This is a genomic window from Aeromonas sp. SER (assembly GCF_038739615.1).
Classification (GTDB): Bacteria; Pseudomonadota; Gammaproteobacteria; order Enterobacterales; family Aeromonadaceae; genus Aeromonas; species Aeromonas jandaei.
The window spans coordinates 227,397-239,212 of the sequence record NZ_JBCGFC010000003.1 but is presented as its reverse complement, the minus strand read 5'-3'; the positions used below and the strand labels follow the sequence as shown (position 1 = coordinate 239,212).

Genomic DNA, 11,816 nt, shown 5'->3' with positions numbered 1-11,816 from the left:
CAAAGAGAGGGAAAATCGCCCGCAGGCGGGCTCAGTAGTCATCGTCAGGTTCGGCCAGATCGATGACATCCAGCTGGATGACCAACTCTTCCTCTTCACCCTGCGGGGTGCAGGAGTTGTCGTGAGGAACAGGGTAGAGCGGAATGAGCGGGGTGAAATCGGTTGTCTGGTTCATGCTTGCTCCCGTGTTGAATGCAAGCCGGCCAGTGATCCCTTCACTTGTGCCTCCACCTCCCTGTCTTGATACCGGCGGAAAGTTGCGCATATTAATGATCGCATCAAAAAGATTCAAGCGATTCTGTACGTTTTTTGTTCCTGACGATGATGGCGCGGGTTGAATCGGGCAAAAGGCCGGGAAAGGGAAGGCTGGTCAGAGCAAAAACGGGAGCAAAAAAATAGCCCAGTCGTTTGACTGGGCTATTTTCGGGGAATAATGGTCGGCGTGAGAGGATTTGAACCTCCGACCCCTGACACCCCATGACAGTGCGCTACCTGGCTGCGCTACACGCCGACAAGGTCAGTCTGAGCTGACGGGGAGGAAGTCTAATGATCTGCACCCATGGGTGCAACTCCTTTTTTATCATAGAGATGCCGACTGCTTCTTTATTGCGCAGCCAAGATGCGGCTTGGGCGGAGGAGGGAGTTTTGGCATAATCGCCGCCCCGCAGCAGCCACTATTCATGCAAGATATTCATGATGTCGGCTGAAAGGTGTGGAAGTATGGAATACCAATGCAGAGATTGAACAGACAGAGAGGCATGGCCGTGAAACCAGCAGAGGGGGCCGATGCGCCGGAACAGGCCGCAACGGATGAGAAGTGGATGCGCCACGCCATGGCACTGGCGGGACGCGCCGAGGGGATCGGCGAGATCCCGGTTGGGGCCGTGCTGGTGCTGGGTGACGAGATCGTGGGGGAGGGGTGGAACCGCTCCATCAGCGAGCACGATGCCTGCGCCCATGCCGAAGTGATGGCCATCCGCGCGGCAGGTAGCCGGCTGGAGAACTACCGCCTGCTCGACACCACCCTCTATGTGACGCTGGAGCCCTGCTGCATGTGTGCCGGTGCCCTCATCCATAGCCGGGTCAAACGGGTGGTCTTTGGCGCCCGGGATCTCAAAACGGGTGCGGCGGGGTCGGTGTTCGAGATCTTGCAGGACTCGCGCCACAACCACAGGGTCGAGCTGACCGCAGGCGTGCTGGCCGAGGCCTGCTCGACCCAGCTCTCCGATTTCTTCAAGCGGCGCCGCGCCGAGAAAAAGGCGGCCAAGCTGGCGCTGCAACAATCGGGTGAGGCCTCCGCCTGAGCCGGTCGGCGGCGGGATGCGCTAACCCGCCGTATGCCATTTCTATAACCACTTTAAAAACAATCAGTTATTAAGCCTTCACTCCCTCTCTCCCCTGGTATTCCGTGCCCCTGTTTATCCTGCTTATTTAAGGTGGCGGGTGTAACAAAACTGTCATGCAACCGCCATATAATGCCGCCAAGCCTAGCTTACATTGAGGTTTTGCATGTCATCGGAATCGTTACACCTGGGTATGGCGGGGAGTCGAAAACGCCGCATCAAGGACAAATTAGCCAAGTACGGCGTCACCACGGGTGGGGCGCTGGTGCTGGTGGCGCTCCTGCTTATCTTCTTTTACCTGCTCTATGTGGTGAAGCCCATTTTCAATGGCGCCACGATGGAGCCGACCGCCTCGTTTACCCTGCCGACAAGCGGCAAGACCGCCTGGCTCGGGGTGGAAGAGCAGAACGAGATCGGTTATCGCTTCAGCGACAACGGGCAGGTCAACTTCTTCGCCGTGCAGGGCGATGGCAAGATCAAGGTCGGTCAATCCCTCGGTCAGGCTGAGGTAGCCGGTGACGTCACTGCCGTGGCGCCGCCCGCGCCGGGTCAGAAGCTGATCGCCTACGGTTTTGCCGACGGCAAGGCGCAGGTGGTACAGCCCTCCTTCAAGGTCTCCTATCCCAACGATGTGCGTGTCATTGAGCCCAGCCTCCAGTACCCCTTCGGCGAAGAGCCGGTGGTAGTGGATCCCGAGGGCAAGGCGCTCAAGACCATGGTGTTTGAAGCCACCAAGGACAAGATGGCCGCCGCCGCCGTGACCGAAGATGGTCGTGGCGTGATGACGGTGATGAGCGGTGAGGAGAACTTCCTCTCCGGCGAGATCGAGTGGAGTGCCCAGAACTACACCATTCCCTCCCTGCCGCGCCATGTGGATCAGATGCTGCTCACCCCCAACCTGCGCATTCTGTTCGTGCGCGAGGGCAACCGCCTCTCTGTCTACGACATCCAGAACCTGAGCGATATCTCGGTGCGCAATGTGCTGGAGATCAATGCCCCCAACGCCAACGTGACCCGGGTCGAGCTGCTCTCCGGCGCCTCTTCCCTGCTGGTGGGCAATGACAATGGCGTCATCTCCCAGTGGTTTGAAGTGGCAAAGGATGGCAAACGCCAGTTCACCCAGATCCGTGACTTCAAGGGTGATGGTGCCGTAGCGCAGCTGACCCCGGAGCACTTTCGCAAGGGCTTTATCAGCGCCGACAAGGATGGCACTGTCAGCTTCTTCCACGCCACCGGCGAGACCAAGCTGCTGAGCGAGCATGTCGATGGCGGCGCCTTCTCTGCGCTGGCCATTTCGCCGCGCCACAACCTGCTGCTGACCCAGCAGGGCGATACGTTCAAACTGTTTGCGGTGGAGAACGAGCACCCCGAGGTGACCTGGTCTGCCCTGTGGCAACAGGTGTGGTACGAAGGGTATCCGGAGCCCCAGTATGTGTGGCAATCCACCTCCGCCAGCAACGACTTTGAAGCCAAGCTGAGCCTGGTGCCGCTGGTATTCGGTACCCTGAAAGCCTCCTTCTATGCCATGGTGTTTGCGGTGCCGCTCGGTGTTGCGGGCGCCATCTACACCGCCTACTTCATGTCGGCGGGGCTGCGCAAATATGTCAAACCGACCGTCGAGATCATGGCGGCCCTGCCGACCGTTATCCTCGGCTTCCTGGCGGGTCTCTGGCTGGCGCCCATCATCGAGGGCTCTCTGCCTGGCGTGGTGCTGCTGCTTATTTTGCTGCCGGCAGGAATGCTGCTGACCGCGCTGGTGTGGAACTACCTGCCGGAGCGCAGCCGTACCTGGCTGCCGGAGGGGTGGCACGCCATCCTGCTTATTCCGGTGCTGCTCTTCATCGGTTGGGGGGCGTTCGCGCTGAGTCCGCTTATCGAAAATGCCTTTATGCACGGTGATTCGCGCATCTGGCTGACCCACGACATGGGCATCAAGTTCGACCAGCGCAACTCGCTGGTAGTTGGTATCGCCATGGGCTTTGCGGTCATTCCGACCATCTTCTCCATCGCCGAAGACGCGGTCTTCTCGGTGCCCAAGCACCTGACCCAGGGCTCGCTGGCCCTCGGTGCCACCCCGTGGCAGACCCTGAGCCGGGTGGTGATCCTCACCGCCAGCCCGGGCATCTTCTCGGCGGTGATGATGGGCCTTGGCCGCGCCGTGGGTGAGACCATGATCGTGCTGATGGCCACCGGTAACACCCCCATCATGGACTTCTCCATGTTCCAGGGGCTGCGTACCCTCGCCGCCAACATTGCGGTAGAGATGCCGGAGTCGGAAGTGGGCAGCTCTCACTACCGGGTGCTGTTCCTCGCAGCCTTCGTCCTGTTCGTGTTCACCTTCTTGTTCAACACCCTGGCCGAGTTCATCCGTCAGCGGTTGCGTGAAAAATACAGCTCTCTGTAAGGACCAAGGAATGACAATGGGTAAGTGGTTTAAATCAGGGGCCCCGTGGATCTGGATGACCGGCGGCGCCGTCAGCCTGAGTCTGGTCGCGGTACTGGGGCTGTTGCTGCTCATCGGCTGGCGTGGTCTGGTCTACTTCTGGCCGCACCCCATCTATGAGTGGCAGTTGGAAGATGCGAGCGGCAACAAGAGCGTGCTGATCGGCGAGATCAACGATCGCGAGCTGGTGCCGGTGGAGCGCCTGCGCGCCGCAGGCCTGCCGCTCAAGGGGGAGGAGCGCGAGCTGCTGACCCGCTATCTGGTCAAGACCGGCAACCGCGAGTTTGTCGATCTGGACTTCCGCTGGGTGCTAGAGACCGACATCAAGTCACAGAGTCAGCCGGTCGAGCTCGCCATGATTGAGCGCGCCACCAACGGCAACTTCTACGGCTACATCAGCTCGGTCAAAGAGGATGGGCGCGAGATCACCACGGATCTGCACGCCGCTCTGCAGCGGGTGCTGGCGCGGGCCAATGGCCTTTCCGAACAGGCGAACGACCTGCAAAAAGGGGACATCGGCAGCATCAACTATCAGCTGGAGCGGCTGCGCCTCAAGGAGCGCAAGGCCGAGCTTGAGAATAACCTGACCGATCAGCTCAAAGCCCAGCTGGCGAGCGAGCGTCAGGCTCTCAACGATCGCTATCAGGTGCTGGAGAAGGAGCTCTTCTCCCTGCGCAGTCAGGCTGACCGAGACAGCATCACCGTCAAGGATATGCGTGGCGAGCAGGTAACCATGCCGATGTCCAAGGTACTGGATGTGGTGTGGCCCAACGACATGAGTCTGCTGGCCAAGGTAGGTTACTGGTTCCACCAGATCGGCAAGTTTGTCTCCGACGATCCCCGTGAAGCCAACACCGAGGGCGGGGTGTTCCCGGCCATCTTCGGCACCGTCTTCATGGTGTTCCTGATGGCGATCATCGTCACTCCGCTCGGCGTGATTGCGGCTGTCTACCTGCACGAGTATGCGGGCAAGAACAGCCTGACCAAGCTTATCCGCATCGCGGTGATCAACCTGGCGGGCGTGCCCTCCATCGTTTACGGCGTGTTCGGTTTGGGCTTCTTCGTCTATACCCTGGGGGGCAGCATCGACCGCCTCTTCTATCCGGAAGCGCTGCCGAGCCCGACCTTTGGCTCACCCGGCGTGATCTGGTCGGCGCTGACCCTGGCCATCCTGACCCTGCCGGTGGTGATCGTCTCCACCGAAGAGGGGCTGGCGCGGATCCCGAGCACCATCCGTCAGGGCTCGCTGGCGCTGGGTGCTACCCAGGCCGAGACCCTGTGGCGCATCGTGTTGCCGATGGCGAGCCCGGCCATCATGACCGGCCTTATTCTGGCGATTGCCCGTGCGGCCGGTGAAGTGGCGCCGCTGATGCTGGTGGGGGTGGTGAAACTGGCACCGACCCTGCCGATGGATGGCAACTTCCCGTATCTGCATGTGGAGCGCAAGTTCATGCACCTGGGCTTCCACATCTATGACGTCGGCTTCCAGAGCCCCAACGTCGAGGCGGCGCGTCCTCTGGTCTACGCCACCTCCTTCCTGCTGGTGACGGTGATCGTCGGTCTCAACCTGACGGCTATCGGTATTCGCAACCACCTGCGCGAGAAATTCCGGTCGCTGGAACATTGATAGGCCAGCCACCACAGAGACGGGCAGGAGACAGGTCCCCTGCCAGCCAAGCGTTCCGGCCGCGGGCGATGAGATTGCCCGCCGCCACCGACAGATTTTGAGGTAACAGATGATCAACGTAACGACCGCCGCGACCCAGCATACCGCGACCGACCTGCTCAACCTGAGCCCGGAGCAGACCGCGCTGGAGGTGAAGGATCTCAACCTGTACTACGGCAGCAAACAGGCGCTGTTCAACGTCAACATGAAGATCCCCAAAGGTCAGGTGACCGCCTTTATCGGCCCCTCCGGCTGCGGTAAATCGACCCTGCTGCGCTGCATCAACCGGATGAACGATCTGGTGGAAATTTGCCGCATCGATGGTGAGATCCAGCTGCACGGTCAAAACATCTATGACAAGAGCGTCGATGTTTCCGCCCTGCGTCGTCGGGTGGGCATGGTGTTCCAGCGCCCCAACCCCTTCCCCAAGTCCATCTACGAGAACGTGGTTTATGGCCTGCGTCTGCAGGGGATCAACGATCGCCGTACCCTGGACGATGCCGCCGAGCGCTCCCTGCGCGGCGCGGCGCTGTGGGATGAGGTGAAGGATCGTCTGCACGACAACGCCTTCGGTCTTTCAGGTGGTCAGCAGCAGCGTCTGGTGATTGCCCGCGCCATCGCCATCGAGCCGGAAGTGCTGCTGCTCGATGAACCGACCTCGGCACTCGACCCGATTTCCACCCTCACCATCGAGGAGCTGATCAACGAGCTCAAGAGCCAGTTCACCGTGGTGATCGTGACCCACAACATGCAGCAGGCGGCGCGGGTCTCGGATCAGACCGCCTTCATGTACATGGGCGAGCTGATTGAGTACTCGGATACCAACACCATCTTCACCACCCCGGCCAAGAAGAAGACCGAAGACTACATCACCGGTCGCTACGGTTAAGGAGAGGAGAGGATGAACCACCACAAACAGATTGGCAGTCAATTCAACGGCTAAGGCATAATCGGAGCATCAAGGACTATTTGTATGGACAATATGAACCTCAATAAACATATCTCCGGTCAGTTCAATGCCGAGCTCGAGAGTGTGCGCAACCAGGTGCTGGTGATGGGTGGCATGGTAGAGCAGCAGCTCACCGACGCCATCGCGGCGATCCACGACCAGGATCTGGAAGCGGCGCGCAAGATTGTGGCCAATGACCACAAGGTCAACGCCATGGAAGTTGCGATCGACGAGGAGTGCACCCGTATCATCGCCAAGCGCCAGCCGACCGCCTCCGACCTGCGTCTGGTGATGGCCATCATCAAGACCATCACCGATCTGGAGCGCATTGGCGATGTGGCGGACAAGATCGCCCGCATGCTGACCGACAACGCCAACAAGCCGCAGCCGCCGCTGGTGTCGTTGGAGAACATGGGCCGCCGTACCATCAAGATGCTGCACGACGTGCTCGATGCCTTCGCCCGGATGGATCTGGACGCGGCACTGGCGGTCTACAAGGAAGATGACAAGGTAGACCGCGAGTACGAGTCCATCATCCGCGAGCTGATGACCTACATGATGGAAGATCCCCGCACCATACCGCAGGTGCTCAACGTGCTGTGGGCAGCGCGGGCTATCGAGCGGGTTGGCGATCGCTGCCAGCACATCTGCGAGTACATCGTCTACTACGTCAAGGGCAAGGACGTGCGCCACACCAAGGCGGACGATCTGGGCACCCTGCTGGGCAAGGGCTAAGCGAAAAGTGAATAAAAAGGCGCGTCAGGCGCCTTTTTTGTTGCATAACTGGTCGGAGTAAGATAAAGCCCCCAACTGGCTGTTTTCTGATAGAATACTCCCCCTGTGTGAGTCCCGGATGGACTCACGGTCCGGTCTCCCGGGCCCAGTTTGCCGTCTTGTGCTAAGGCGGGCGTAGCAATTAGGTTAATCATGAGTTTTGCCGATAGTTTGTTCTTTCTGATGCTGCTGGTTGGCGGCAGTGTGTTCTTCTCCCTCTCCGAGATCTCCCTCGCGGCCTCCCGCAAAATCAAATTGCAGGTGATGGCGGACGAAGGCAATCGTCAGGCCGAAAAGGTGCTGGCACTGCAGGCCCAGCCGGGCAATTTCTTTACCGTGGTGCAGATTGGCCTCAATACCGTTGCCATTCTGGGCGGTATTCTGGGTGAGTCTGCCCTCAACCCCGCCATCAAGGGGATCGTCTCCGAGTTCTATCAGGGCCCCTGGCTTGGCGAAATCAGCTCCGGTGCATCTTTCGTGTTCGTCACCGGTATGTTTATCCTGATCGCCGACCTGATGCCCAAGCGCCTCGCCATGATCATGCCCGAGCAGATCGCCGTGGTGGTGGTGCGTCCCATGCTCTTCTTTGTCACCGTGCTGATGCCGCTGGTGTGGATCTTCAACGGACTGGCCAACGCCCTGTTTCGTCTGATGCGGGTCTCCACCGTGCGCAACGACGAGATCACCTCGGATGATATCTATGCAGTGATGGATGCCGGTGCCGAAGCGGGGGTCATCCAGCGCGAGGAGCATCAGCTCATCGAGAACGTGTTCGAGCTGCAGTCCCTTGGCGTGACCTCCGCCATGACCGCGCGCGAGAGCCTCATCTACTTCACCCTGCAAGAGGATGAAGAGAGCATCAAGGCCAAGATCGCCGAGCACCCGCACAACAAGTTTCTGGTCTGTGACCACAACCTTGACAGCATCAAGGGCTTTGTCGATGCCAAAGAGCTGCTGATCCGCGTCATCGGTGGCCAGAGCATCGACCTCAATAGCGGCTCGCTGGTGCAGAACGTCATCATCATCCCCGATACCCTCAACCTCTACGAGGCGATGGAGTACTTCAAGAACCACAGAGGCGACTTTGCCGTGGTGATGAACGAATACGCGCTGGTGGTGGGTATCGTCACCATGAACGACCTGATGAGTACCGTCATGGGCGAGTGGGCCACCCACGTGGTGGAAGAGCAGATTGTGCAGCGGGACGAGAGTTCCTGGCTGGTGGACGGGGTGACCCCCATCTCCGACGTGATGCGTGCCTTCGATATCGAAGAGTTCCCGGACGATCAGAATTACGAGACCATCGCCGGCTTTATCATGTACATGCTGCGCAAGATCCCCAAACGGACCGATTCGGTCAAATATGCGGGTTACAAGTTCGAAGTGGTGGATATCGACAGCTACAAGATCGATCAGCTGCTGGTCACCCGGATTGAACCCGCCGTCGTTACCGACAAGCTTGCTCAGGATGCGTAAAAGGAGCTTTCAGGAGTCATGAAAATGCAGTCTCATTCCCGTGCGATCGCCTGTGTGGCGCTCGCTCTGGCACTCGGCGCCTGTAGCCAGAGTGCACCGCGCAAGGCGACCGTTACTGCCAAACCGGTAGCGCCAAAGCCCGCCGTGGTTGTGCCGCAGCCGGATCCCGATGCGGTGGTGCAGAGCGCTGTGGCTGAGCCCAGCCCGGTGTTTGACGAGGAGTATCACGGGCCGGAGCAGGGATCGCTGGAGTCGGTGACCGCCCTGTTTGCCCGTGGCTACATCGAGTCGGCCATGCGTGAAACCATGCTGGCGGCGGTGAAGAATGACTATCCGCTGCTTGGTATGCGAGATGTGCGGCTGACCGATCCGGTCTACAAGTTCCTCACCTCTGCCCATGCCACCACCACGGCGCACGACTACCTCTATGCCGGTGTGCAACGTCGTCTTGGCCGCCCGCTCAGCCCTGCCCAGTGGGAGCAGATCTGGCGCCGCTTGCCGCAGGATGGTCGGGTATCCGACTGGGTCAAACAGATCAAGCGGGTACTGGCCGGACATTAAGCGGCCAGCTCACCATATCGCCACAAAAGGCCACCTTCGGGTGGCCTTTTGCATTTCTGCGTGTGTCTCGCCGTGTGCATGCTGATTTCTGCTGCGACGGATTGCCGTCAGTGGCACTTTGTTTTATCTTGTTTTGGCCATCTAAACATCCATATGTTTTTATGGCCATGTCGTCGGGTACTTCACCCGGATGAAGCCGGACGATCTGTTGCGATTCAACATGAAACCGCAGATCAGCAAGACACATACGCACATAACAAAGAGACACGACAGATGGAAACCAGGGAATTGTGGGTGCTTGATGGGGGCATGGGGCGCGAGCTGGCACGGCGGGGGGCGCCGTTTCGTCAGCCGGAGTGGTCGGCGCTGGCCCTGATGGAGGCGCCAGAGACGGTGCGCGAAGTGCATCGGGCCTACGTGGCGAGCGGTGCCCGGGTCATCACCACCAACAGCTATGCGCTGGTGCCGTTTCATATCGGCGATGAGCGTTTCTTTGCCGACGGGGAGGGGCTGGCAGCGCTGGCTGGGCAACTGGCCCGCGAGGTGGCTGACGAGCAGAAGGGCACCGTGCAGGTGGCGGGTTCCCTACCTCCGCTGTTTGGCTCTTACCGTGCCGATCTGTTCAAGGCGGACAAGGTGAGCGAGCTGGCTATCCCGCTTATCCGGGCGCTATCCCCTCATGTGGATATCTGGCTGGCCGAGACCATGAGCCTTGTCGCCGAGCCCTTGGCCCTCAAAGCGCTGCTGCCGGAAGATGGCAAGCCGTTCTGGGTCTCTTTCACCCTGGAAGATGAGGCGCCGGGCAACGAGCCGCTACTGCGTTCCGGCGAGCGGGTGGCCGATGCGGTGACTGCGTTGGTAGCGGTCGGGGCTGATGCCATCCTGTTCAACTGCTGTCAGCCCGAGGTGATCGAAGGGGCCCTCGAGGTTGCCCGCACCCGATTGCAGGCGCTGGGTCGCATCGACATTCGCCTCGGTGCCTATGCCAACGCCTTCCCGCCGCAACCCAAAGAGGCCACCGCCAACGACGGGCTGGACGAGATCCGCACCGATCTGGGGCCGCTGGATTACCTTGGCTGGGCCGAACGCTGGCGTGCGGCCGGGGCGAATCTTATCGGCGGTTGCTGCGGTATCGGCCCCGAGCATATTCAGGCGCTGAGCAGCCGGTTGCGCTAAGGAGTCCCCATGAAAAAGAACAAGATTGGGCTCTGCTCTCTCACCGCTCTGGTGTTCAGCTCCATGGTGGGGGCGGGGATCTTCAGCCTGCCGCAGAATATGGCCGAGGTGGCCGGCGCGCGCGCCGTGCTGATCGGTTGGGGCGTGACCGGGGTGGGCATCCTGGCGCTCGCCATGAGCTTCCTTTACCTGTCGCGGTTAAGGCCGGATCTCGACGGCGGCATCTACAGCTACGCCCGCGCCGGTTTCGGCGATTTGGTGGGCTTCTTCTCCGCCTGGGGTTATTGGCTCTGTGCCACCATCGGAGTGGTGGGTTATCTGGTCATCGCCTTTGCGGCGCTGGGCAGTTTTATCGATACCCCCGAGCAGATCTGGTTTGGTGACGGCAATACCCTGGCGGCGTTTGTCGGCGAGTCCTGCATCCTCTGGGCTGTACACCTGCTGGTGGCCCGCGGCGTGCAGCAGGCGGCGCTGTTCAATCTGGTGGCGACTCTGGCCAAGAGCCTGCCGCTGCTGCTGTTTATCCTGTTCGCTTGCTACTGGTTCGACCCGGTCACCTTCGCGGCGGATCAGCAGGGCAGCACCCTGGCGGTGCCGGTCTCCGAGCAGGTGCGCAACACCATGCTCATTACTCTCTGGGTCTTTACCGGCATCGAGGGGGCGGCGGTGTTGTCGGCCCGCGCCAGAAACCGGCGGGATGTGGGTACGGCCACCGTGCTCGGCGTGGTACTGGCGCTGCTGCTCTATGTGCTTATCTCGGTGCTGGCGCTGGGAATATTGAGCCGCCCTGAGCTGGCTGCGCTGCCCAACCCCTCCATGGCAGGGCTGATGGCCCAGATGACCGGCTCCTGGGGCAAGTTGCTCATCAGTGTCGGTCTTATCGTCTCGGTGCTCGCCTCCTATGTGAGCTGGACGCTGTTCTCGACCGAGGTGCCGTTCAGCGCGGCTCGCCACGGCGCGTTTCCTGCCATCTTCCGGCGCCAGAACCGCAACGGCACTCCCATCGCATCGCTCTGGCTCACCAGCCTGACGGTGCAGACATGCCTGCTGCTGGTGTGGCTGCTCGGTAAGGGCTACACCAGTCTGCTGCTTATCTCCACCTCGATGATCCTAGTGCCCTACCTGCTGATCGGCCTGTTCCTGCTAAAGATCTCGTTCAGCAGGAAGGGGGAGAGCGTACAGGGCCGCGGTCTGATGCGGGCGGTGGCACTGGTGGCGAGCGGTTACGGCTTCTGGCTGCTTTATGCTGCCGGGGTGGAGTATCTGCTGCTCTCCTTGCTGCTCTACGGGCCGGGTCTGTTGCTGTTTCTCTCCAGCCGTCGTCAGCTGGGCGCAGATCTTTGCCTGAGTGGCCGCGAGCGGCTGTTGGCCGGCGTGACCTTGCTGAGCCTGATCCCCGCCGTCTGGTCGTTCGCCCATCTCTGACAT

General features: G+C 60.5%; 10 protein-coding genes and 1 tRNA gene. 9 read left to right on the top strand and 2 right to left on the bottom strand.

Annotation, left to right across the window (positions count from 1 at the left end):
• Positions 1–31 precede the first annotated feature (31 nt).
• Both AAHA41_RS06155 and AAHA41_RS06150 read right to left on the bottom strand, forming a co-directional pair.
• Positions 32–175 (bottom strand): hypothetical protein, encoded by a 144-nt coding sequence (locus tag AAHA41_RS06155; protein WP_167335513.1) that lies wholly within the window; start codon positions 173–175, stop codon positions 32–34.
• Positions 176–434: 259 nt separating this feature from the next.
• A tRNA-Pro gene (locus tag AAHA41_RS06150) sits at positions 435–511 on the bottom strand.
• A gap of 310 nt (positions 512–821) precedes the next feature.
• Between AAHA41_RS06150 and tadA the strand changes: the two genes are divergently transcribed.
• The 9 genes from tadA to AAHA41_RS06105 all read left to right on the top strand — a co-directional run bounded on the left by tadA (position 822) and on the right by AAHA41_RS06105 (position 11,813).
• A complete protein-coding gene (tadA, locus tag AAHA41_RS06145) occupies positions 822–1,304 on the top strand; it encodes a tRNA adenosine(34) deaminase TadA (protein WP_323071021.1) in 483 nt (160 codons plus the stop codon).
• Between the two features lie 205 nt (positions 1,305–1,509).
• Positions 1,510–3,747 carry an ABC transporter permease subunit gene (locus tag AAHA41_RS06140; RefSeq protein WP_198506333.1) on the top strand — a complete coding sequence of 746 codons (2,238 nt, stop codon included), beginning with the start codon at positions 1,510–1,512 and terminating at the stop codon, positions 3,745–3,747.
• Between the two features lie 16 nt (positions 3,748–3,763).
• Entirely contained in the window at positions 3,764–5,413 is a 1,650-nt protein-coding gene (gene pstA, locus AAHA41_RS06135; RefSeq protein ID WP_042033357.1) for a phosphate ABC transporter permease PstA, read from the top strand.
• A gap of 109 nt (positions 5,414–5,522) precedes the next feature.
• Positions 5,523–6,341 carry a phosphate ABC transporter ATP-binding protein PstB gene (pstB, locus tag AAHA41_RS06130; protein WP_033114382.1) on the top strand — a complete coding sequence of 273 codons (819 nt, stop codon included), beginning with the start codon at positions 5,523–5,525 and terminating at the stop codon, positions 6,339–6,341.
• Positions 6,342–6,425: 84 nt separating this feature from the next.
• The gene (phoU, locus tag AAHA41_RS06125) at positions 6,426–7,136 is read left to right on the top strand and encodes a phosphate signaling complex protein PhoU (protein WP_033114383.1); all 711 of its coding nucleotides are present in this window, start codon (positions 6,426–6,428) and stop codon (positions 7,134–7,136) included.
• A gap of 192 nt (positions 7,137–7,328) precedes the next feature.
• Positions 7,329–8,651 (top strand): hemolysin family protein, encoded by a 1,323-nt coding sequence (locus AAHA41_RS06120; protein ID WP_041209873.1) that lies wholly within the window; start codon positions 7,329–7,331, stop codon positions 8,649–8,651.
• Between the two features lie 18 nt (positions 8,652–8,669).
• A complete protein-coding gene (locus tag AAHA41_RS06115; RefSeq protein ID WP_042033358.1) occupies positions 8,670–9,212 on the top strand; it encodes a hypothetical protein in 543 nt (180 codons plus the stop codon).
• Between the two features lie 273 nt (positions 9,213–9,485).
• Entirely contained in the window at positions 9,486–10,388 is a 903-nt protein-coding gene (locus AAHA41_RS06110) for a homocysteine S-methyltransferase family protein (protein ID WP_323071015.1), read from the top strand.
• Positions 10,389–10,397: 9 nt separating this feature from the next.
• Positions 10,398–11,813: a basic amino acid/polyamine antiporter gene (locus AAHA41_RS06105; protein ID WP_323071016.1), complete on the top strand. Its 1,416-nt coding sequence runs from the start codon at positions 10,398–10,400 to the stop codon at positions 11,811–11,813.
• Positions 11,814–11,816: the final 3 nt, after the last annotated feature.